Origin of the sequence: Alteromonas sp. 38, from assembly GCF_902506055.1 — a bacterium.
Taxonomy (GTDB): Bacteria; Pseudomonadota; Gammaproteobacteria; order Enterobacterales; family Alteromonadaceae; genus Alteromonas; species Alteromonas lipotrueae.
Window position 1 is genome coordinate 3,276,743 of the sequence record NZ_LR733300.1, and the last position, 24,443, is coordinate 3,301,185.

The window sequence follows — 24,443 nt, forward strand, 5'->3', positions numbered from 1 at the left end:
GCTCAAATGGTTAAATGGATAATCTGCGAATAATCTTATCGGTTTAGTGTAAGTGTATGTGCTTCTTTACCTGAAAAAATCACCAATTTTCCTGATGATAGTTCTTTAAAACTATATTCCCCACTTACTATACGGGGATTTTTTTTCAGTGAAGTAATTAATATTTCTCTACTTCCCCCTCCTTGAGAAGAAATTTTCGAAGCTATTCTATTTAACGTATTGATAGAAACATTTTTATTACTTACTAACGCCACCAAGGTACCCAATTGCTCTTCCTTTTCCGATAGTGATTGTAACAGCTCACTCGGGGATGATGGGTTTTTAGCTAGTAGATTATCTATTTCATATCCCATATCAGTCTCGAACCCTTCTAATTCAAGAAGTCGCTCTGAACTAGTTAAAGGATTAGCAGCATCTTCGAATGCTGAGTATTGATTAAAAGAGGTAAACGAAAATAATAAAGTAAGAGACAAAAATAACGTTAGCTTTAAAAACCTGAACATTAATTGCCTAAAATTTTCTCTAATTCCATCTATAGAAATCTCATTTAAAAAAATGAAAATCCCCGTAAACAACACAATAGCCACTAATATGACTTTTATTATATATATACCCAGTTGAGGGTCAGATCTGCCATGAAGTATAGAAAAATTTAAAAATATATAGGGGAATACTGTAATAAAAGCAATCGCCATTACGGCGATGCTTCTAAATTTTAATAAAGACATCTCTAAACTTTACCAGCTATCAAATTTGAATAGTCCATAAGGCTTTCCCTCCCCCACTTAAGAAATGGTAAATTGAGCTCTAAAGTTACTATTATAAACAATAGCTAATCTAAATGATTTGCTAACGTTAATATCAAATCCAACGACAAGGTAGTCAAAACACTTAATTTTAACTTACCATCTTCAAAGTTTAGATTGTAAAATTTCTTTTTAACAGTTTCCCATCCCCCTGATTTAATCAAATCACAAAAGACTATATAACCGCTATTACAGCGACATTTTAAGCTCTATACGTGCAGTAGCCCCATCACCAATAGTGACGTTGTTAATGCCGCCACCAACAAGGTAATCAGTATCAAATACGTTTTCTACATTTAGCCTTACATCAACTTGTTTACCCATAATATCAGTTCGGTATGTAGCACCTATATCAACACGACTATAAGCATCTTTTAACACAGTATTTGCGCTATCTGCGTAGCGCTCGCCTTGGTAAAAGATACCCGCATTCAGTGCTAATTTTTCAGTAACTTCGTAGCGGCTCCACAACGAGGCAGACCATGTAGGCGCATCAACTGGCGTATTGCCTTCAAAGTTCTCGTCTTTTTCATACTCAGCATCTAAATACATCATTGATGTCATCACAAACCATTTATCACTAACCGCACCTTGTGCAGCAAGTTCTAGTCCTCTGTGAGTTTGCTTACCAGATTGCGTAGTGACCTTGGTGTACAAAGGATCATTCAACAACTGCTCTGAAATAAGTGTTCCGGTCTTTTCTATATTAAATAGTGCACCGTTAACTAGTAGACGTTCTGATACTTCCCATTTAGCGCCCAACTCGATTTGTTTCGACGTCGTTGCGTCTAATTCCATACCGAAGTTTTGGTCGAGTTCGTCTTCAATGGTTTCACTTGATTGGGGCTCGAACCCTTCTGAGTAGTTCACATACACGGTGCTGTTTTCAGCTGGGTGATACAACACACCAACTTTTGGTAATAATGACTCGTTGTCAGCACCTTCACGGCTTTGTTTATCGAAGCGCCCGCCAATGGCAACTTGCCATTGTTCATTGAACGTCATCAAATCTTGAAAATACACACCGTAATAATCGTATTCAGTGGTACTTAACGTTTCATCGGTGTTGTAGTTCAAATCTGGTTTGGCCGGTTCGGGTTGCCCTACGGTATAGGTTATTGCATCCCCTCTTTCAATAAGCTGACCGTAGTAGTAATCCAGTGCATTTCCGCCAATCAGAATATTGTGCTCGATACCACCAAATGAAACTTCACCGTTAAAATCGATAAACGCGGTTTTGAATTGCCAATCGTCTGAACGATCGTAAGGATTAGAGGTATAACTGTTACCAATTTCGTAATCAGAAGGAAGTCGAGGCGATGACTCAAAACGTTGTCTTTCAAACGATTGCTCATTGTAACCCACCTTCACTTGCCACTCTGGGTTCATGAAATAGGTTAATTTAACCCCTTTGTTTTCAACATGAATATCAGTGAACGCCCAAGAAAAATCGTTAATGGTATTTCTATTGCTGATTACGTTAGCATCTTCATCTAACCATGCGCCTGTATCTAAACCCGCTTTATCGTTGGTTCGATCGTAGTAAGCATTTACTATTAAGCTGTCATTAATTTTATGTTCTAGCACTAATGAACCTAGGAAGCGATCGCGCTCTCTTCTCTCGCCATTTTGATATTCACGATCGAAATTAACATCCTGTTTCACCAATACTGCGCGATAGCCGGTATCGTCAGTAATCTCGCCACCAGCATCTAGCATAAATCGTGTAGAACCATACTGGTCGGTGTCTGCGCTAACCTCCAATAAGCGAGACGCGGTAGGTTGCTTGGTTACCATATTAATAAGCCCACCAGGTGCAGACTGACCATATAAAATACTAGACGGCCCTTTGATAACCTCTACTCTTGAAAGCGTTTCAATAGGCTGTTGATAGTGCGACCAATGCTGGTGCCCGTCTCGCAAATAGCCAGTAGATGAGCTTAATTCAAAGCCTCGAGAACTAAATACTTCGCGGTTACGTTGTTTAGAACCCGGCGACAAACTGGCATCGTTATTGAGTACTTCACCTAAGGTTGTTGCAAGTTGCTCATCTATAATAGTTTCAGGAATGACAGTTACGGCTTGAGACGTTTCAAGTAATGAAACATTCGCACGCATGGCACCGGAAGCATCACCTACTTTATAGTCGTTAAAATAGGTACCATTTACTTTAATAACTTCTACTTCATTTTCGCTCGTCATTGTTTCTTCTGCGTAGGCCGCATTCGATAGTGCAATGCCTCCAACGCTTAGGCCCAAGCCAAGCCCCAAACTTTTACCTAACTTAAGGCCTAAACGAACATTTACTGACGTACGACTGCGCTGCATGAAGGTTTTCCTATACAAAATACTGACAAAAGCTTTCAAAAACGCGATGCTAGCACAAACGCAAATGATAAACATTAACATTCAGTTAATCGAATTTAAGGAAAAATAGTATCTGTTTTGATAGATTGCAGAGAAAGAAAGCCCTTATTAACTTCCAAAAGGTAAATAAGAATAGGCTCCATATCCTAAACAAGCAGCAATTCCGGTAGCAAAAAGCCACGCTACCCACCCCATCTTTTTTAAGGCGACTCGCCAGGCCCCAAACGGTGTATTTTTAGAAGAAATACTGTCAACCTTTCGCCCTACTCGCAACCCGTACATGTACGTGCCAGTTATACAAAGGGCCGTAAGAAAAATACCAAATAAAAAATACAAAATCTTACTCGCTAACTTCCCCGTACTCCCTTGCACTTCACCCCACACACCAAAATGCAGCGGATCTGCTGCTTCTGAAATACGGGTATGTAACGACAAATCATTTCCATCTTGCTTGAAAACGGCTTCAGCAGAAACAGGGTCGAATTGAATGGTATTCGCTCGGCTTCTTACCAGTATTGCACTGGCTTGGCCTTGGAACACCACTACCCCAGCGGCCTTGTTGGGAAGTCGCACTTCTTGAATGGTAAGCGCTTGAAACTGCGCTCGTGCAATATGCAACATAGTGATAAACGCGGCTTGAGTTGGCATTATTGGTGCGTCCATCGCGGCTTCGGTCATTGCGTAGCCTTTGTCACGACTGGGAGCAGCTGCGCCCCAACGTTCTGCTAAATACCAGCTGCCTGTAAGTCCTATCACAATCAAGAACCATAAGCTCCAAACACCAACTAACCGATGTAAGTCGCCCCAACGGGTTTGCCTGTGCCGCCAACGGGGCGTGCGAAAGAAGCCCTTCCACCAGCGCCGATAAATATACAAGCTAGAAATCAGTACCGCCAATATAGCGATAGAAAAGGCACTAACAATGGTGATGCCAAGCGTTAGTGGCAACATTAGATGTCGGTGAATTACTCGCAAAAATCGCTGCCAGTTTAACCAGCGTCCATCGCCTAAATGCTCACCTGTTGTGGGATGAAAAAACAAACGGTGCCGTTGGTTATCCTTATCGCGATAGATAACTTCTGCACTGAACCAAGGATGAAGAGGCGCGTGGATAGACTCTATTTTTCGTACAGGGGGGGTTAATTGCGCGGTTTTAGTAAGAGCTTGTGCATAAACCGCCTGCCAATTCATATCACTTACACTTGACGGGGATACCCGTTTTGCTGAGTTAGCTAACCAATCAATTTCGTGGGACACCACAGCAAGCGTGCCGGTAGCTACTATGAAGCACAGCAGGATGGAAAGCTTAACGCCCACCCAGCTGTGAATAGAAAACCATGTAGACTTGCTTAGCACTTATTAAAAATTATATTGAAGCTGGGCGATAATTTCGCGAGGCTGCCCTGGGAAGTGGCCATTTCTTTCGCTAAAGCCGCTTACTGCATACTCTTTATCAAATAAATTATTCACATTTACACTAAGTAAAACCGCGTCCCATCGTGTTGTCCAGCTTGCATCAAATACAGTGAAAGGCTTTACCCTTTGCGCATCTGCACTTATTTGCTCGCTCACGTAATTCACTCCAAAAGCAATAGATGAGTCGATACTATTAATCGCAAACCTTGTCCACAAGCCAGCTTGATGACGTGGCGCATTTACAAATCTATCACCCTCACCAAAAGTGTTGCTTGAGCTACCGTCAACCACAATAGTATCGTTGTACGCGTAGTTAGCAGTCACGCTGATGGTATCGCTAATATCGCCTACCAAGGTAAATTCGGCACCATCACTTTCTACTACACCAAAATTAATGAGCGCTGATTCGGTATCGTCATTTTCACCTTCAATGTAATCAGGATTATTGTAAACCAAGTTTTCTTTGCTTATATGATACACGGCGACTGTGGTCATAATGCTTCCGTTCAACCACTCGTTTTTCACACCAAACTCAATGGCATCACCGCTAACAGGTTCTAGGGCAGTAACATTGGCATCAGCTTGGTCAGTGGCATCAACGGGGTTAAAGCTTTCTGAATAGTTGGCGTACACCGACATTGCTTTAAACGGTTTATAAGTAATGCCTGCACGATAGGTAACATCTGAATCGTCGTATTCAGTTCCAGTCTCTTTGTCTCGCTCGTCAAACCTATCAAAACGAGCACCTGCCATAACAATAATATTGTCTGTTAAATTCACCATATCTTGTACGTACAACCCTTGACGGTTACGACGTATACCATCTCTTTCTTGGTCAGTAAGGTTATAGGTACTAGGATCGGTTTCACCATAATTTAGCGTAAAAATATTAAGATTAGCGATGCCATCAGCTTCATACCTAGCACGCAGGTAATCGTATTCCGTGTCCATGTAGTGCCAATCACCACCAAATAATAATTGGTGCTCTAAACCCGCTGTGCTGAAGTCGTAAACGAAGTCAGTAGTTAGGCTGACTTCGTCATTGGCACGGTATTGGCTGCGATATTCACGTCGAATAGTCTCGTCATCAATATTAGCTTCGCCGTCACCGTTAACATCAACCCAACTGCGAGACTCGTGATAAGCCTGATCTCGCTCGTTGGTTAAATAGCGAAGGGTAGAACTAACCTTGAATGTGTCGCTGAAGGTGTGTGCTAACTGGGTTTGAAAGACGAATGCTTCCATATCTTGAAAGTCACTTTCTTCGTTCGCGTTATAGGTTAAATCGACTAAGAAATTGCCTTCATCGTCAACGGGGACACCGCGAAGTCGGTGGCCGCCGAGGTTTTGAACGATGTAATCGAAGGTGGTGGTCAACTGTGTATTGTCACTAACGTTATAGAGGATACCGCCAGCTAGCTCGATATTTTCCATATCCGCGTTATTTCTAAAGCTATCTTGTGCTTCATAAAAACCACCAATCCGATAGGCCACATCATCGGTCAACCCACCTGTAGCCTCACCTGAAATACCGCGCAGATCATAGTTGCCACCTGTTATGGTAATTTCTTTATTGTCGGTAAAGGTAGGTTTTTTAGTGACGTAATTAATCATGCCACCGGGTTCTCCGCCGCCATATAACGCTGCCGCAGGACCTTTTAGCACTTCTACCCGGGCAACATTGAATAAGTCAGGCACGCTGAAGCCTGAATAAGGATCGCCCCTTACACCATCATAAAATACGTTATCTTCGTCACGAAAGCCGCGAAATGTCACGCCGGAATAGCTGTACTCACTGACGCCAGCAATAGAACGATATAAGTCGGTAATATCACGTGCAGCTTGGTCAGCAATAAGTTGCGCACTAAGTACTTGCGCAGACATGGGAATATCGATGAGATCAGCATCAGTTTTAGTACCGATTTTGGTTTTGGTATCTAAGTAAAACTGCTGCGCTCTACCTTTAACTTCAACATGTTCTACCGAGTCAGTTTCAGCCTCTTGAGCGTGAACTACATTGTTAAATCCAAGAAAAACAAACCCAGATAAGCCAGAAAGAAAAATTCCAAGTGAGGTAGCGCTGCGCGACATTTATTGTATTCCACTAAAGTATAAAGGACTAAAATTTGGCGCACACCTTAACCTAAATAAGAATCATTTTCAATTGCAAAGCGAGGAATTTACGCTTATTAAACTCATGCTCATTTTAGGTAAAAATTCCTTTTACCTAACCTGCTGTTTTTCGGTTAAATTACCTAGTTAAGTTAAATAACCCCACCATTAGCCCGTAACACTTGTCCATTAACCCAATGTCCTTCGTCGCTAGCTAAAAAGCTAACTACATTAGCAATGTCTTCAGGCTGACCTAGCCTTTCCATTGGGCTCATATTGGCGAGCTTATCGATGAGTTCTTGGGATTTCCCCTCTGTGAATAGGTCTGTTTCCGTAGGCCCTGGCGCGACACAATTTACCGAAATATTTTTACCTCTTAGCTCTTTCGACAAAATAGCTGACATGGTTTCCACCGCAGATTTAGTCGCGGCATACACACCATAGCGCTCTAATTTAAGCCCCACTACACTGGTGGAAAGGTTAATGATACTTCCGCCTACATGAAGTTGGGTCGATGCTAACCGGAGCATGTTGAATACACCTTTCATGTTAACGTCGAACTGTTTGTTAAAATCTTCATCGCTGGTATCGGCTAGCGGTGAAAGCGCCATCACGCCCGCATTGTTCACCAGTACATCTACCTTACCGAATTTTTGTAGCGCTGCTTCAAACAAGCTTTGTGCCTGAGTGTTTTTCGACACATCAGCTTTTACCGCAATGGCTTGCCCACCTTTACTTTTAATTTTATCAACGAGCTCGTTTGCAGCATCACTACTACTGGCATAATTAACTACCACGGCAACATTATTCGCCGCTAACTTTTCAACGATGCTTGCGCCAATGCCCTTCGCCCCGCCTGTTACCAAGGCTACTTTTACATTTTTCATATGCCACCTTCCGTTTCTAAAAATAAAATAATGTTAAGGGGCAAACGATAAAGCTCACTAACCCACTCAGATAAAGCAAATAATGCTAACCCTACTGCTAAACCAGCACTACCACCTATTTGTAAAACATTGATGTTTTTACACAACATCATCAAGGCCCTTTGAATTTATTCTGATATTCCATCTAGTAAAACGAACGACGGCTTAATTAACCCATTGATATATCTATTCTTTAAACGCAACCACCTCTATCTCAACCATGTGGTTTGGGCTATAGAGCCGTTGTACTTCTACTAGCGTAGAGCTTGGATACTGGCCCTCTTTAAACTTTTCTTTTCGCACCTTGCCCAGCTTTTTGAACGCCTCAATATCAGTGGTATAAATTACCTGCTTTACGATACTTTCCATGCCTAGGTTATTATCTTTGAGGGTATTTTGTATAAGGGTATAGATTTCCCTTACTTGCGCTTCCATCGTAGCTTTATCACTTGCGATACCCGATAAATAAACGTTGTTACCTGCAATAACAACTTGGGAGTAACCAATTTCTGCCTCCCACGGGTTATACATTTTTCTCTCTATTTTAGTATCAGCAGTAGAAACAGAACAAAAGAGTAATGTTAAGCCAAGAAGTACGAGGTTTCGAACCAGTCTGAGAAACAATTGGACACTCCTAAATAAACGAAATGGGGTCAAAGTACTTTAATGAAAAGAAGCCTGAAAAAGGGCGCATAAGACTTTAATAGTGATTAAAGTGCTCTGCCCCATCATATTTTGAACAGCTTATAATGTTCCTAAAAATTCGGTAATAGAAGCTTTTAGCGCTACATCGTCTTTAATCAACACTAATGCTTCTTCACTAAACTTTCTAGCACGAACTTTATCTCCACGGCTTTTATAAGCTTTAGCAAGGCTAAACTTTACCTGTGCTGAATCAGGATAAAGCGAGGCATTGTAGTGAAGTATTGCCATGCCTTTTTCAGGCTGCTTCACTCCGTTCGTAATGTAGTCAGCAGCGAAGTTCAGGGAACCTATACGGGGCTTTACCTTATAATATAGGTCGGAAGATAACTTTTTATAGTGTGCCGATATTTCCTCGGGGCCTTTTTCCATTACAGGGAAGGACAATACCCAGTTTCGATATAGCGCATTCGTTGCGTTCACTAGCCCAGTTATGTTGGTTGCTACATGAGGCAATGTAGGAAAAACCTCACTTTTCACTCTTAGCCCTGGAATGGATTTTTCCTCAAAAAAGGCGCTTAACTCTAAAAAAGAATCCCTCATTGTATTTCGTGTTGTGTATCCACTTACAATAACTTCATCACCTAAATTCATATAAATGAACTGGTTTAAGGTTTTGCGTGACGAAATATACTCCTTTATTTTTTTAACTGTCGCGTTATCTCCCCAATGGAGAGACGGACTAAAAGCATAATGAGCAGTAAATAGTTCTGGCCTAGCTTGAAGGGCATATAAAGAGAATAACCCGCCTAATGAGTGCCCCTGAAGTATTTTAAAATCGGAAGTTTTATAGTTTGAGTCGACAAAGGGAATAAGTTCTTTTTCTATATAATCTAGAAATTTATCAGCTTTACCGCTTTCAACGTCAACGGTAGAGTGAGGGCTTGGAGTGTAATCTCTAATGCGATCCTCATTGTCGATTGTGACAACAATTGTGTCAGGTATTAGCCCATCAGCATAAAATTGAGCAATAACGGCACTAACCATATTTTTATAATACTTTCCGTCCAGAGCGTATAAAACAGGGTACCTATGATCCGCGTCACTATCATAGTTCTCAGGAAGGTATACGGTAAACTTTTGTTCTTCATCGAGAACGTTTGAGTTCAGCACTTGCTCTTCTATAACAAGTTGTTGTGCTACTGATAATTGCGCCCCGCAAACCATTACCGCAAAGCTGAGTAGTAATTTCCTTAATACTTTCATGACATCCTTAATCAAACTTTTGAAAACTTAAAAGGATTCAGAGTACTTTAATGATTATTCATTGATTAAAGTACTCTGACCCATTATTTAACATTTATTCAGTAAACGTCCACGCCACAAATCGGCTTTGCTTTTGCCCCTGCCCCATGTCTACTTTGAGAAATTTCTTTGCACCATAGTAATTGATGCTGGTTTCAATGGGTTTTAGGTGGTCGCTTTTAGACACTAAACAAGTGAACCAATCTACCTGTGTTTTAAACGCCACACTTTCAATGATCATGCGCTGAATGAAGGCAAGTTCGCCCCCTTCGCACCACAATTCATTACCGGTTCCTGCAAAGTTTAGCTTTACGCTACTGATATCGGGTTTCGCTTTAGCAGAGGTATGTGCGTTTGTATTAGCTTGAATATCAACACGAGGCTTTTTGCCACTTCGTTTTTGCTTATTTCCTTTAAGACCGATGGCTTTTCGCTCGCTTCCCAGCGCCGCAGCTTCGGCAGATTTGTGAAACGGAGGGTTACACATGGTGAAAGTGAAGTGCTCGTTAGGCTGAATAATGCCCTCAAAGATTTTCGCTTTATTCGGCTGCTTTCGTACCGACAATAAAGGGGAAAGCTTTGGATTTTTGTTAGCAATTGATTTCGCCGATTTCACTGATACCGCATCGATGTCGCTTCCCACAAACTGCCAACCATAGCTTTGACTGCCAATGATAGGATAAATGGCATTAGCCCCAATCCCCACATCCAGCCCTTTTACCTCACCGCCTTTAGGGATAACGCCACCATTGGCTCGCGCCAATACATCGGCAATGCCGTGAATATAGTCAGCTCGACCAGGTACAGGCGGGCATAAATACCCATTAGGTATGTCCCACGTTTTAAGTCCATAGTAGTGAATAAGCAATGCTGCATTTAGCGCTTTAACGGCGTCTTGATTGGCAAAGTCGATACTTTTCTTGCCACTCTTAGCATTAATCACATAGCCCGATAATTCAGGATGTGCTTGGCACAGCGCGGCCATCGGGTAGCCATTTCTATGTAAATTACGGGTGTGCATACTAGTACTAGCGTTTGAATTAGCTGGTTTTGTTATTGCCAAAGGTGAGTTCCTATATTCAGCGTCTATTTTACTTCGGGCTGTCACCTAAAAGGAATCGGGCTCCCGCTCCATTCTCGGCAATGTTATCGTTTTTATTGTACAGGTTGCATTTGTCTAAAGACAAACAGCCACAGCCGATGCATCCCTCTAATGAGGATTGTAACGCTGTTAGCTCTGATATACGCCTTGCTATGTGTGCATTAAATATTTCACTAAGCTTAGCCCAGTCTTCTTTATTCGGCGTGCGTTTATCGGGCAGCGTATTAAGAAGTTGCCGAATATCTTCTAATGCATAACCCAATTTCTGAGCGATTAATATAAACGACACCCTACGTATAACCGAACGAGGAAACATCCTGTTTCCTCCAGATGTTCGCACAGAGGGTATGAGAGATTCGTTCGCGTAGTAACGTATAAGCGATACAGCATTGCCAGTTCGCTTTGCGACAAAGCCAATGCTAACAAGGGGTTCAGGGGCCATTTTAAAAAAGTTAAACTTAATACTTGATCTAAAGTTAGCTTGAGATATTAAGCTGTTTCTAACGATTAATCCATAACCCCATTTAATCAATAAGGAAACACTATGCAACCAGCTATACTTGAACACGCTAACATTACGGTCAAGGATCCAGATGCCATCGCTAACACATTATGTGAACTATTTGACTGGCATATTCGTTGGAGCGGCCCTGCCAAAGATGATGGCTACACCGTACACGTTGGGTCAGATTCTGCTTATCTTGCGCTGTACGCCCCGAAAGAAGTGAATACAACGCTTAGCAACCCAACTAGTGAAAGCAAAGCCTCATTCGATCACACCACCCTAGCCCACGTTAATCATTTAGGTATCGTGGTAAAGCATTTAGACACTATCGAGAAAAAAGTATTCGCCTTAGGTTTTGATACATACAACCACGGTAACTACGAACCTGGAAGGCGTTTTTATTTCATGCTTGGAGAGGGTATTGAAGCTGAAGTGGTGTCGTATACCAGCTAAGAAGCTGAGGTAAAAAGTGGAAAAAAGGGGTCAGAGTTAATTTAAATTTACTCTGACCCTATTTTTTATTCTACTTCGCCCTCGGTAGGTGCTAAACCGCCGCCTAACACTTTATATAGAGTGATGCGGTTAACTAAGTCTGCTTGTCGCGTAGCAATAAGAGACTGTTTAGCGCTATACATAGTACGCTGCGATTCTAATGCAGTTTGGAAGCTATCAATGCCATTTTCATAACGAGCGAAAGAGAGTTCGTAACTTCGGGCAGATGCTTTAACCAAGGCACCTTCAGCCTCAAGCTGATCTTGAATTGTGGCTCGCCTTGCCAATGCATCAGCAACTTCGGTAAACGCACTTTGAATGGCATATTCATAGGCGGCTAAGTACTTCTGCTGCTGTGCTTCACTGTAGGCCAAGTTTGCCTTGTTTTCTCCCCCATCAAATATGGGCAAGCTAATGCTGGGCGCTATGCTCCAAATTGAACTGGCACCGCCGCTAAAAATATCCGATAGCACTGAACTGGCCAACCCGCCCGTCGCAGTAAGCGATATGCTGGGGAAGAACGCAGCGCGCGCCGCACCTATATTCGCATTGGCAGATTTAAGCGCATGCTCGGCAGTCAACACATCAGGTCGCACTAACAATACATCTGATGAGACACCTACCGGTACATCAGTTACCAAGCTGTCACTCCCTCCATAGGTGTCAGTAGGCAAGGTATAAGCAAGCAGATTGTCATCGAATTTCTCACCTACTAATAAACGAAGCGCATTTTTATCTTGCTCCACTTGAGTTTTATAACTGGCTATATCAGAGCGGGCGGCATGGTAAATAGTTTCAGCGCTGGCTACATCTATTCGCGAATCAATGCCATAAGATAAACGTTTATTCGTAATATCCATGGCTTGTTTAGCGTTACTGGCCGTTTCTTCGGCTAACGTCAGCAAGTTACTATCTGCCGCCAAGGTTAGCCAAGCGTTGGCAACTTCACCAATAAGTGAAATTTTTGCCGCTTTCGCGGTTTCACTACTGGCTAAATAAGTTTCCATTTCAGCTTCAGATAAACTACGATTTTTACCAAATAAGTCTAGCTCGTAGCTACTGAATCCCACCTCTGCTTCGTATGTAGTATCAATTTCGCCCGTTGAGTACTTGGTGCGATCGCCACTTAAGCTCACATCAACATCAGGGAACAAATCTGACTTTTGAATGCGGTAAGTCGCTCGCGCCGACTCGACATCGGCTAGCGTTTCTCGAAGGCTTCGATTACTGCTTAACGCCAAATCGATGATCTTCTCTAGCCGTTCGTCTTTAATAAAGTCTTTCCACGGAATATCTAACGCTTGTTGCGATGATAAACCTTGTGTTAGCTCAACCTTTTCGAGCTGCCATTCATTGGTTACCGTAGCGTCAGAGCGTGAATAGTCTGGCGCCATTGAGCTGCATCCAGCTAAAACTAACGCCGCTGCGATAGGCAAGAGTCTACCTTTGTGCAATTTAGAAAACTTAATCATGGCCATTCTCCAACGGCTTAGGCGTATCGGTTTGAGCAGCTGATGAAACTGCATGCTCATTAGCATTATCTGAGTAAACTGTTCGACGTTTAGGGAACAGGCCTCGCACCAACACAAAGAACATAGGCACAAGGAATATACCCAGTACAGTGGCAGTGAAGGTACCACCGATAATACCGGTACCAATGGCAACACGGCTATTGGCCCCTGCCCCTGTAGATATTGCTAAGGGTAAAATACCTAACATGAAGGCCAGAGAGGTCATGATAATAGGGCGCAATCTTAACTTTGCAGCAGTCACTGCAGCTTCAATTAACGACATGCCTTTTTGGTAGGATGCTTCAGCAAATTCAACAATTAAAATGGCATTTTTAGCCGCTAGACCAATAGTGGTAAGTAGCGCTACTTGGAAATAAATATCGTTGTCTAACCCTCGCATGCTAGATGCCAACGCCGCCCCTATAACCCCTAATGGAATAACCATAATCACGGAAAACGGTACCGCCCAACTTTCATATAAGGCGGCAAGTGCCAAGAACACAACTAATATTGAAATAGCGTACAGGGCAGACGATTGTCCGCTAGATAGTTTTTCTTGATAAGACAAACCGCTCCACGCGTAAGTGAGTTTACCTTGCCCGACTTCTTGAGTTAAACGTTCCATTTCAGCCATAGCTTGACCCGAACTCACGCCACTAGCGGCTGCACCTTGAATTTGGTACGACGCTATACCGTTGAACCTCGATAAACTTTGCGGAGCGCTTGACCAAGACGACGAGCTAAACGCCTCAAACGAGGTCATGGTCGTTTCACCATCGGCGTTGGTGCCTCGAACATACCATTCATTTAAATCTTCAGGTTTTGAGCGATATTCAGCATCCGCTTCTATGTACACTTTTTTCACTCGGCCATTGTCAATGAAATCATTCACGTATGAGCCAGCCCACGCTGAAGTCAGGGTAGCGGAAACATCTGACATCGATACACCCAACGCACTTGCTTTGCCGTTATCAATATCAATTTTTAACTGAGGCGTATCACTTAACGCGCCATCACGAATACTGTTGAGTAGCTCACTTTGACGGGCCTTAGCGAGCAATTCATTCTTTAAACGAGTTAGCTCAGCACGGCTGGTTCCCGTCGTGGCTTGTAGCTCGAACGTAAATCCGTTGCTTTGCCCTAGCCCCTGAATAACCGGTTGCGACATAGCAAACACATTGGCATCGCGAATAGTCGATAGATTTTTGTTCATGCGGGCAATAAGCGCATCGGCACTTTCATCATCTTCAGTGCGATCGTCCCAAGGAGATAAAGATACAAATCCCATTCCCGCATTTTGACCACTTCCACTGAAGTTAAACCCTGAAATAGAGAAAGCTCTTACGACAGTATCTTTTTCTTCTGTCATTAAATAGTCAGTGACTTTCTCGCCTACTGCACGGGTGCGCTTAATAGATGCTCCAGGGGGTAAATTCACCTGAAACATAATGCTGCCTTGGTCTTCTTGGGGTAAGAATCCTGTTGGCATTCTTACCACCAGCACACTCAATACACCAATAATCACCGCGTACACCACCATCCAGCGAACTTTTTGATTAACCATGCGGGAAACGCGACCTGCATACTTGTTGGTAAGGTCATCAAATTTTGCATTGAACCACTGAAAGAAGCTTTTACGGGGCGCTTTACCTGATGTAGCAGCCTGTTTATTCGCAGGTTTTTTATGCTTCAGTAAGCTTGCGCACAACGTAGGGCTAAGGGTTAGTGCTACCACTACCGACAAGATCATTGACGACACGATGGCTACCGAAAACTGTTTGTAAATAACGCCTGTGGAACCACCAAAGAAAGCCATAGGTAAAAATACTGCCGACAAAACAACCGCTATACCGATTAACGCGCCAGTTATTTCTGACATTGATTTGATGGTGGCATCTCGTGGCGAGAGGTTTTCTTCTTCCATTAACCGTTCGACGTTTTCTACCACCACGATGGCGTCATCCACCAGTAATCCTATAGACAGTACAATGCCAAACATCGTAAGTGTATTTATAGAAAAACCAAATGCCGAGAGCACCCCAAATGTTCCCAATAGCACTACAGGTACCGCGATAGCTGGAATAAGTGTGGCACGCCAATTTTGTAAAAACAGCCACATCACAATCACCACCAGCACTACCGCTTCACCCAAGGTATGCACTACTTCCGTGATAGATATTTTGATAAAGTCGGTACTATCTCGGGGAAAGGTTACTTCGTAGCCGTCCGGCAGATTCACAGCAAGCTCTGCTACTTTGTCCTTCACCCGCGTAGCGGTAGCTAGTGCGTTAGCCCCTGGCGATAACATCACCGCAATACCCGAAGCGGGATGACCGTTCAAACGAGGAATAGCCGAGTAACTTTCGCTGCCAATTTCTACTCTCGCTACATCACCTAATAATACATTTGCGCCTGTTGAATCATATTTCACGATAATATTGCGAAACTGCTCCGGTGTAGACATCATTGATTGCGCCGTAACCGTGGCATTTAACTCTTGGCTACCCGCAGATGGAATAGCACCAATGTTACCCGCGGGTACTTGCACATTTTGCGCATCAAGTGCACTTGTAATATCAGATGGCATAAGCTCGTAAGCAGCCAGTTTGGTAGGATCTAACCAAATTCGCATGGCGTATTCGGAACCAAACACTCGAGTGTCACCTACCCCTTCTATACGTGCGATAGCGTCTTCCATATTTGAAGAGATATAGTCTGAGATATCAAACGCCGATACTGTATCTGTGGTGTCATATACCGCGGTTACTAACAAAAAGTCAGTGTTCGATTTCGTCACGGTTATACCCTGAGATTGCACTGCCTCTGGGAAGCGAGAATTTACCTGCTCAACCTTATTTTGTACTTGTACTTGCGCGTAATCAGAGTCAGTACCTTGCTCGAAGATCACATTAACGGAAGCACCACCATCTGAAGTACTTGATGATGAAAAGTATAACAAGCCATCAAGGCCGGTAAGTTGCTGCTCTAATATTTGGGTAACACTATTTTCTACGGTTTCTGCATCAGCCCCTGTATAAGTGGTACTTACACTAATAACCGGTGGCGCTATACTAGGGTACTGAGCCACAGGTAGTGACATAATAGAAGCAATACCTGTAAGCATTATGATGATGGAGATTACCCACGCAAAAACGGGGCGGTCGATAAAAAAGCGCGCTAACATGGCCTATTTACTCCCCAGTGAAGATGTCGTGGAACTATCAGCATCTGTCACCGTCACCATAGTGCCCTTGCTATTCATTTCGACCTGAACAGGTTTTACTTCACTGCCGGGCCCTACTTTACCCGCGCCTTCGACTAACAACTTTTCATTTTCAGTTAGTCCGCTTTCTAGCAGCCATTGGTTACCTACCGCGTTAATGGTTTCGACAATACGTTTTTCTACCGTGTTGCTGTCGTCGATAACATAAGCGTAAGCTTCACCAGTCGCCTCATGGTAGATACCTTGTTGAGGCACCAAAATCGCGTTCTCATCAACCGCTTCGCTGACCGATGCACGAACAAACATACCAGGTAATAGTAAACCATCAGGGTTAGGGAATTGGGCACGTAGCGTCACCGCGCCGGTAGAAGCGTCAACTGCCACTTCTTGCATTTTTAATTCACCGAGGTGGTCGTAAGTGCTTCCATCTTCTAAGGACAAGGCCACGTCGGTTGTACCTTGCTTAATGTTATCTTCACGCATTAGTTTGCGTAGCTTAAGCAGCGCTTTGCTATTTTTTGTCATATCTACATAAATAGGATCTAACGTTCGAATAGTGGCTAATGCAGTGTCTTGCTGGGCAGTCACTAACGCGCCTTGGGTTACTGAAGAAATACCAATACGCCCCGATATAGGCGCAAGCACTTTGGTATATTCAAGATTGATTCTGGCGGTTTCCAATGCGGCTTCGTACATCTCTATATTTGCTTTCGCTTCTAAATGAGCAGCGTGGGCATCATCAGCATCTTGTTGAGACACACCTTCGATTTTTAACAACTTTGCATACCGCTCATCTTTTAATTTAGCCGTCGCCACTGTTGCTTTTGCACTGTTTAACGTAGCTTTTGCTTCGTTATAAGCTGCTTCGTAGGTTTCAGGGTCTATCTGATACAAGGTTTGTCCTTGCTCTACCATTTGCCCTTCGGTGAATAGGCGCTTTTGAATAATACCGCTCACTTGAGGGCGTACCTCGGCCACCATAGAGGCAGTTACTCTTCCTTGCAGCTTGGTATCTATTTTATGCTCGGTAGAGGTAACGTTAATGTAAGACACCTCTGTAACAGGCGCAGTTGGGGGCGTGCTAGATTGTTCTTCACAGCCACTAAGCAGCGACACTATGATTAAGAGGCCAATCGGGACCAGTGCATACGTCTTCATTAAGGAGTCCTACCATCGTTTAATTAAGTTAAGTACCGAAGTGGTTAGATTCACACAGTTGCACGGCGAATCCAGAATGGGAGCATGCTATTTAAGGACGGGTTAAGGCTGGGTTAACCCTTGGCATTTATGCGGTAAACGAACAGATAAACGGATAGACAGCATTTTTCGAAGCTGGTTTGACCAAGGTCATATGAAAAAGCCTGAAGAATAGATTTCAGGCTTTTCATAATTCGTATCAATATTTTCAGTTAGTTATTTATGCTTGAAATATCTCTGGCCCGTATAAAAAACACTCGCCAGAACTAGCCCCCTATTTCCCGCCATTAAAATGCGCGAGTATTTTACTCACCTCATTAATACGGCGTTCAAAGCTGGCTTTACTGGCACGTTCGTGAATGGTGTGGTCGCCATCACCATAGGGTCCAAAACCATCAAGAGTAGGGACACCCGCTGCTGATACTACATTGGCGTCGCTAACACCGCCGCGCTTTTCAAGCTTTAAAGGCGCATCCAGAACACTTTCTAACTCAGTGATAAACTGCGCTTGTGCTTCTGTAGGCTGCATAACATCTCGTTGTAACCCACCTGTCAAAGCTATCTTTACTCCTTCTACAGCAGGGTTTTGGGCCACTTCTTCAAACGCGGCCAACACTCTGTCCCGCTCTTCTGATTGGGTGAAACGTGCTTCTACCGTCAGGCTGGCACTGGGGGAAATGGTGTTTGCGCCTAAACCACCTTTCATTTTACCGGCATTAACCGTAGTGCCTTTTTCAAGGTCGGTTAAGTTCGTCAATGCAATTAACATATGAGCCGCTGCCAAGTTAGCGTTGATACCATCGGTATAGTGATTACCTGCGTGGGCTCCCTTGCCTTCAAATTCAATCTGAAAGGTAGCAATGCCTTTTCGAGAAATGACCACGTCGTGATCAGGCCCTGCCGCTTCAAAAACCATACAGGCATCGTAGGCTTTGGCTACTTCACTGGTAAGAAGCTTGCTATCGTCGCTGCCACTTTCTTCGTCACTCACCAACAGCATATCTATGTTGGTAATGTGGCCTTGCTCGGCAAATACGTGTCTAAGGGCAGTGAGTGCAATATAATTACCGCCTTTCATATCACATACACCAGGGCCGTAAATCCATTCATCATCTTCACGAAATTCGGTAAAAGTATCAGGTGGGAATACGGTATCTAGGTGACCAAGTAACAGTAATTTTGCCCCTTCACTCTTTTTAGACAGATAGTGAACATGATTACCGATTACATCTCGGCGATGGGTCTCAACAGAGAAACCAAGCTGCTCCATCCACATATTAAAGATGTCAGCATTACGATCTACACCCGCTTTATTTTTAGTGTAAGAGTTGAGCGATATAATCGTGGCAAGTTCGGTAAAGTCCAGACTACTATTCATGATATTTATTCCAAGTATTGATTAAAACCAAACCACGCTGAAACCCTTGATTATCAAGGTTTATTCACACACAAAACACACGCTTTAAACGTTACTCTCAAAAAATTCAAAATTAATTTCATTTGCACAAAAAATAAACTTGAATAGTTCGCAATTTAGCCGTTTAATGGCGCCGCTTTTGGGAGGGACTCCTCGTACCAAGACGTACCCTGAAGTCTAATATATGTCATATTTCTCATCTAAAATAGTTATTTACCACCCATTTTGGTGCAAATCTTTTAGTTGAAATGTCTTCTTACGCAAACCAAAAAGAATGTCAATTCTTAGGTTTAAAAAATAGGGTTAAAAGTCGTGCCAAAGTATACAGTCGGGATGTGGATGTACAGCAACAGCGGTGGTACTGCCATACAGGCTAAAATCGTCAATCAATTACGAGATCGCGATATCGAAGCAATTACCGATCTTAACTTAGGCCATGCAAACGCGCATAACGGAACCATCACGTGTCACAACGTAAATATGGAAGAGTTAGATGCGTTTTTTTCATACAATGCGGGGCAACAAACGCCCTATCAAGTTTTTCTTTATCAAGTATTAAACGAATCGATTCCGTGCCTTAACAGTTTTGAATCATTCTCGTTGTCAGAAGATAAACTTCGTACTTCCCACCGTTTATCTCGTGCAGGTATACGCACGCCCGATTACCGACTTTGTAACACCAAAGACAAGCCGATGCTTAAAAACACTATTCGCGAGTGGGGCGGGCGCTTAGTGTATAAACCGACCGATGGCTGGGGCGGTATGGGTATTGTAAAGGTAGAAGATGAGCGCTCTTTAGATATGCTTATTCCATTTTTGGATCAGACCAACATTCCTCACTTCTACGTTGAACGTTTTATTAATTACGACATGACAGACTATCGAATTGACATCGTTGATGGTGAATTCGTAGGGTGCTATGGACGTAAAGCGCCTAAAGATGATTGGAAAACGAACGTAACAAGCGGTGGTTCAGTTATACGCCGTGAACCGAATGACGAATTGGTCGCGTTAGCGATTAAAGCCGCAAAAGTAACGGGGCTGGATATCGCGGGAGTGGACGTAATTTACGACCAAGAACATGAAGAATATGTAGTACTAGAAGTAAACGGAATTCCAGCATTCGCGACCCCTGAACAAGAGGCCGCAGGGTTAACCTTCAATGATGGAAAAATAGAGCGGATCGTTAATTTGATTGAGCGAAAAGCAACTGAAAAGCGCGCAAGCATGCAGGCTGCGCTAACCTCTCAACTTTAAACGAGAAAGTAAAATGTCTACAACTAAACTACCTACCATTGGCCTACTCTACTTAGACCACGTTCTGCGCTTCTTCGATAAATCGAATTTTAAGGGTTGGCCAGACAAAATTGAAACTGTGTGTTACCACTGGGGTAACGACAAGGCCCGCTTTGTACGTGAAGTAAAAAGCAAAAATATTGATATTCTTATTGGCAACATTCCAGCCACAGCGTACGAAACGTTTCGAGAAATTGCTCGTGAGCTACCGAACGTTCGCTTTTTGCCAACAATGGACACGCAGTTTGCCAACAAGTCGAAAGAAAACGTCACGCATTTTTGTGAAAAGCACAACCTTCCTATTCCCAAGACTGACATTTTCTATGAAAAAGATGAGGCGATGGCGTTTTTGCGTAGCGCTAGCTACCCGAAGATTATTAAGAAATCTTACGGCCCGTCTAATTATGGCGGCTACTTCGTTCACAAGGTAGATAGCTTTAAAGAAGCGGCCGAGTTGCTTAAGAAAAAGAAATATCATCCGGTATACGTGCAAGAATTTGTACCTATGAAGGCAGACATACGCGTTATGCTAATAGGTCATAAGCCGGTTTGCGCATTTTGGCGTCGTCCGCCGGAAGGTGAATGGCTGACTAATACTAGCCAAGGCGGCTCTATGGACTACGCTAATGTACCTAAAGAAGCGCTACAAATTGCGGTTAACGCTTCAAAGGCCGCTAAAGCTGAATACTGGGCGTCGGATATCGCGTTAGGCGTTGACGGTAAATTCCGCATTCTAGAATGCGCTACCGCTTTTGCTGCGTTCCCTTATATTCGTGACTGGATCGGCCAGTACATAATGTGGACCTTGTGTTCAGAGCGCTTTAAGAAACCGCACATTCCTTTGTATAACTGGGAGGAACTGGGTAAAATTCGCACGCCATTGTTACGCACCATGAGAAACATTACCTTTGGTGAATACACACCAAGTTATGACAGCGCCGATGCAGCAGCCGTAACGAATCGTGAATTATATCCTTTACTACCTGTTGAATTGCAGCTTGACGAAGAATGGCCAAGTGAATCTTGGAATTTTCAAGATAATTACACCCCAAAAAGCAAAGCGCAAATCTTTACCGACTTACATTTAGAAAACCAAGATGTAAGTGAAGACGATGGCCTAGATGACGTTATTGGTGATGGACTAGAGCGTGTTTTAAATGATAGCAATGATGAGTTTGAAGACGGTGTTGAAGCAGATGCAGACGAACTCATTTTAACTACGTCAGAGCTAGAAAGCTTCTTTGCTGGCGTAAAAGGTATAGGCCCTAAGCTTACAGAGGTGATAATCAGTACTCTGGGTGAAGAAGGCACGTCAAAAGCGATTTATGCTGATCCAAGCGTGTTTCTGACGGTTAAAAACATTCAGCAAAAGAAAGTCGATGCAATTATCGCGCATTGGGATAATTTCAAGACTACGCTGGTAACCACTGATTTCTCTTAGCTAAGAAGAAACAATGAAAAAACAATATACCTCGTATCAAGAAACAATGGCGTTTTTGGAACAGGCTCAGGAAAAATACCCCGAGCTTATTCGAGTGCATAGTATCGGAACCACATGGGAAGGTAGACCAATTATGATGGCTACCGTATCTGCTAACATTGAAACCGCAGACAGCAAACCCGCGCTATTATTTACCGGCACTATCCACGCTCGAGAATGGATTGGTAACGAGTTAGCCATAAAATTTATTGATTATGTGCTAACCAACATTGACCATAACCCATCTATTCAACAAGCATTAGGCCGAAATACGCTTTACATGGTGCCGTGTTTGAACCCTGACGGTTTTGAATATTCACGCACCCACTTTTCTTTCTGGCGAAAGAATAGAAGAGATAATGGCGATGGCACTTTTGGTGTTGATTTGAACCGTAACTTTGGTGTTCGCTTTAAGCGCTCTGCTGATACTACGGTAAACACCTACTCAGGCCCAGCCGCGTTCTCTGAACCAGAAACTGCTGCCATTCGCGATTTCGTGCTGGATCATAAAAACATAACTATTGCCCTAGATTACCACTCCCAAGGTAATGTGTTTTTCCCTGCCCATAAGTTTAATCACGAGTCTGAAATTGAAGGTACCGACTTAAACGTATTGTGCGCCAATATGAACCGTGAAATCCATAAGGTAACGGGTCGCCAATACGGTATTCACCGTGGCAAGCCACCTACAAACTTGATTAACGGTAGTGGCCGAGAATATTACTACTCGTTAGGTATTATCTCAGCTGTGGTAGAAGTGGGCACTCGCAACATTCCAGATTACATGACGAATATGTCGCAAAGTGTAGACGAGAATGTACCTGCCGTGCTTTACGCCTTATCAGAAGCGAAAAACTACTCTAATGAAGCACCCGCTCGGGTAGATAATTTCACTATTGAATCAGTGGGCGTTTACGAAGCGACTCTATGCTGGGATTATCCAGAATCTGATGATATTTATTTTGAACTGTATCGCTCTGAAACAGTGAAAAGCCCTTGCCGTGAAGATAACCTTATCGCGATTATTGGCAAACACTCGTTCACCGACGTACAGCTTAAAAGTGGTCAGAAATATTTCTACAATATACGTGCAGTTAATAAGGTCACTGATACCAAATCGCCGTTTAGCCCTGAAATTAAGCTTAAGACCCAATTATCTGAAGATGAATATTTCAGAGGTTTATTCCCATCGAAGCGCGGTATTGGTTATGTAGGCCAATATACTCTCGAGAAAAACCGCGACCATTTCGGCTACAACTCCTTGTTTGTAGGTGTGAATAAACGCCGTGGTATCTGTTACGGGGTAATTGCATTTAATATGGAAAACTTACCTGAAGAAGCCCGTATTAAGAATGCGAGTTTCTCTTTGTACCCGATGAACCGCGTTAACGCCAAAGTAGAAAATTTTGGCGAATGGACAGTGTCAATTCTCGACCCATCAGAAATATCTGACATCACCGATTTCAATCAAATTCACCAAGCTAAGCCTATTCAAACGCTTGGCGATGAGATTCGCTCAGATAAACTAACTCAAGGTATTTGGTCTCATTGGGATTTAAATGTGGCTGAGCGTCGCATTATTCGCAAATCTATTAAGAACGGTACCTTGTTGCTTCGCGTTGAAGGTCCTAGAAAACTGCCTCTTGGCGCAGACTCGCAAATGATGCAGTTTGATATTGGGTACGGAAAGTTTGGTTCAGGTATTCATTACCGCCCTAACTTGGAAGTTATTTATACGCTTCCAAGCAAACAGGTAGAGCTAACCCCATCATCACTTAGCACGGTATCGAAAGCACAAGTGAATCAAAATGAACTGCAGTCTGGTTTTGATGAAAACGGCGATGTGGTGTACGGGCAAATGACCTTCTTAACCGAAAACTTGCCTGATCCTAAGAAAACCGTGATCACCGAAGCCTACTTAACGATGAGCAACGACAATGCCTTGCCTACATCTCAAGATATTCGTTTCACCATTGAATTAGCGGGTCTTGAAGATCTTGACTACCAAAGCGTGAAAAATAGAGAGAAAAAAGAGTTTATTGGTTATGAAGTGAGTAACGCTCAACTTAAAGACAAAAACTCGCACAACTTTATTTTTGACAGCTACTGCCGAGAAGCATTAGAAGAAATGCATGCGAAACATGCGCCTTTTCATTTCGTGGTTCGTTCAACATCTTCAAGCGCTGAAAAGAACATGCTGGTCAATTGGCATGACTTACACAGTAATCAAGTGTGTAAATTGGTGATTAAGTACATAGAGCGTCGTAAAGAACCTCTACCGGCACCAGCTAACTTAAGCGTAACCTTAGAAAATCGTCAGGTTAAGCTAAGTTGGAGCAACCCGAAGCATGCCGATTTAGTGGGCGCGTTTGTGGTTAGAAACCGCTTCCACTCGCCGCGCTCTCCTCTTGATGGCGTGAAGCTTTATGCAGGCTCAGATGAGTATACCTATGACAACTTCGGTAACCCGAATGTTGAGAAGTATTACTCGGTATTTGCCTACGACGACGTGCCAAACTATTCTGCACCTGTCAGCGTTTATTATTCTTCTGAGGAAGTGATACCGGTAGAGGAAGAGAAATACGAGAAGCAGGAAGAGGAAGATGACGATGAGCCGCTAATTGATTAAGCCTCTACTGGCCTTAT

18 protein-coding genes are annotated in these 24,443 nt (G+C 43.2%); 4 read left to right on the forward strand and 14 right to left on the reverse strand.

The window, feature by feature from the left end; genetic code table 11:
* Positions 1 to 35 precede the first annotated feature (35 nt).
* From FLAVO9R_RS14275 to soxR, 10 genes are all read right to left on the reverse strand, one after another.
* Complete coding sequence (locus tag FLAVO9R_RS14275; RefSeq protein WP_159532340.1) at positions 36 to 728, reverse strand: hypothetical protein; 693 nt, start codon at positions 726 to 728, stop codon at positions 36 to 38.
* Positions 729 to 995: 267 nt separating this feature from the next.
* On the reverse strand, positions 996 to 3,065 hold the full coding sequence (locus tag FLAVO9R_RS14280) for a TonB-dependent receptor (RefSeq protein ID WP_442858578.1): 2,070 nt from the start codon (positions 3,063 to 3,065) through the stop codon (positions 996 to 998).
* A gap of 216 nt (positions 3,066 to 3,281) precedes the next feature.
* Positions 3,282 to 4,529: a PepSY-associated TM helix domain-containing protein gene (locus FLAVO9R_RS14285; protein ID WP_159532344.1), complete on the reverse strand. Its 1,248-nt coding sequence runs from the start codon at positions 4,527 to 4,529 to the stop codon at positions 3,282 to 3,284.
* 3 nt (positions 4,530 to 4,532) lie between these two features.
* Positions 4,533 to 6,680 (reverse strand): TonB-dependent siderophore receptor, encoded by a 2,148-nt coding sequence (locus tag FLAVO9R_RS14290; protein ID WP_159532346.1) that lies wholly within the window; start codon positions 6,678 to 6,680, stop codon positions 4,533 to 4,535.
* A 173-nt stretch (positions 6,681 to 6,853) separates the two neighbouring features.
* A complete protein-coding gene (locus FLAVO9R_RS14295) occupies positions 6,854 to 7,588 on the reverse strand; it encodes an SDR family oxidoreductase (RefSeq protein ID WP_159532348.1) in 735 nt (244 codons plus the stop codon).
* On the reverse strand, positions 7,585 to 7,740 hold the full coding sequence (locus tag FLAVO9R_RS14300; protein WP_159532350.1) for a hypothetical protein: 156 nt from the start codon (positions 7,738 to 7,740) through the stop codon (positions 7,585 to 7,587). The genes FLAVO9R_RS14295 and FLAVO9R_RS14300 overlap by 4 nt, the downstream gene beginning before the upstream one ends.
* 73 nt (positions 7,741 to 7,813) lie before the next feature.
* On the reverse strand, positions 7,814 to 8,158 hold the full coding sequence (locus tag FLAVO9R_RS14305; RefSeq protein WP_159532352.1) for a RidA family protein: 345 nt from the start codon (positions 8,156 to 8,158) through the stop codon (positions 7,814 to 7,816).
* 213 nt (positions 8,159 to 8,371) lie between these two features.
* A complete protein-coding gene (locus FLAVO9R_RS14310) occupies positions 8,372 to 9,535 on the reverse strand; it encodes an alpha/beta hydrolase (RefSeq protein WP_159532353.1) in 1,164 nt (387 codons plus the stop codon).
* A gap of 94 nt (positions 9,536 to 9,629) precedes the next feature.
* On the reverse strand, positions 9,630 to 10,595 hold the full coding sequence (rlmF, locus tag FLAVO9R_RS14315) for a 23S rRNA (adenine(1618)-N(6))-methyltransferase RlmF (protein WP_159534643.1): 966 nt from the start codon (positions 10,593 to 10,595) through the stop codon (positions 9,630 to 9,632).
* A 70-nt stretch (positions 10,596 to 10,665) separates the two neighbouring features.
* Positions 10,666 to 11,118 (reverse strand): redox-sensitive transcriptional activator SoxR, encoded by a 453-nt coding sequence (gene soxR / locus FLAVO9R_RS14320; RefSeq protein WP_041452735.1) that lies wholly within the window; start codon positions 11,116 to 11,118, stop codon positions 10,666 to 10,668.
* A gap of 102 nt (positions 11,119 to 11,220) precedes the next feature.
* Between soxR and FLAVO9R_RS14325 the strand changes: the two genes are divergently transcribed.
* Complete coding sequence (locus FLAVO9R_RS14325) at positions 11,221 to 11,634, forward strand: VOC family protein (protein WP_159532355.1); 414 nt, start codon at positions 11,221 to 11,223, stop codon at positions 11,632 to 11,634.
* Positions 11,635 to 11,699: 65 nt separating this feature from the next.
* Here FLAVO9R_RS14325 and FLAVO9R_RS14330 read toward each other — a convergent pair whose 3' ends face one another.
* From FLAVO9R_RS14330 to FLAVO9R_RS14345, 4 genes are all read right to left on the reverse strand, one after another.
* Positions 11,700 to 13,145 carry an efflux transporter outer membrane subunit gene (locus FLAVO9R_RS14330; protein ID WP_159532357.1) on the reverse strand — a complete coding sequence of 482 codons (1,446 nt, stop codon included), beginning with the start codon at positions 13,143 to 13,145 and terminating at the stop codon, positions 11,700 to 11,702.
* The gene (locus FLAVO9R_RS14335) at positions 13,138 to 16,368 is read right to left on the reverse strand and encodes an efflux RND transporter permease subunit (RefSeq protein ID WP_232370658.1); all 3,231 of its coding nucleotides are present in this window, start codon (positions 16,366 to 16,368) and stop codon (positions 13,138 to 13,140) included. The genes FLAVO9R_RS14330 and FLAVO9R_RS14335 overlap by 8 nt, the downstream gene beginning before the upstream one ends.
* A gap of 3 nt (positions 16,369 to 16,371) precedes the next feature.
* Positions 16,372 to 17,565: an efflux RND transporter periplasmic adaptor subunit gene (locus tag FLAVO9R_RS14340; protein ID WP_159532359.1), complete on the reverse strand. Its 1,194-nt coding sequence runs from the start codon at positions 17,563 to 17,565 to the stop codon at positions 16,372 to 16,374.
* Positions 17,566 to 17,878: 313 nt separating this feature from the next.
* A complete protein-coding gene (locus tag FLAVO9R_RS14345; RefSeq protein WP_159532361.1) occupies positions 17,879 to 18,982 on the reverse strand; it encodes a M20 family metallopeptidase in 1,104 nt (367 codons plus the stop codon).
* A 351-nt stretch (positions 18,983 to 19,333) separates the two neighbouring features.
* On the opposite strand from FLAVO9R_RS14345, the gene FLAVO9R_RS14350 reads away from it, so the two are divergent.
* Genes FLAVO9R_RS14350 through FLAVO9R_RS14360 form a run of 3 tightly spaced genes read left to right on the forward strand, consistent with a single transcriptional unit; the run spans position 19,334 to position 24,426 of the window.
* Positions 19,334 to 20,278, forward strand: a complete 945-nt coding sequence (locus FLAVO9R_RS14350; protein WP_159532363.1) for an ATP-grasp domain-containing protein — start codon at positions 19,334 to 19,336, stop codon at positions 20,276 to 20,278.
* A 13-nt stretch (positions 20,279 to 20,291) separates the two neighbouring features.
* Positions 20,292 to 21,758, forward strand: a complete 1,467-nt coding sequence (locus tag FLAVO9R_RS14355; protein ID WP_159532365.1) for an ATP-grasp domain-containing protein — start codon at positions 20,292 to 20,294, stop codon at positions 21,756 to 21,758.
* 13 nt (positions 21,759 to 21,771) lie between these two features.
* Positions 21,772 to 24,426, forward strand: a complete 2,655-nt coding sequence (locus tag FLAVO9R_RS14360) for a M14 family metallopeptidase (protein ID WP_159532367.1) — start codon at positions 21,772 to 21,774, stop codon at positions 24,424 to 24,426.
* Positions 24,427 to 24,443: the final 17 nt, after the last annotated feature.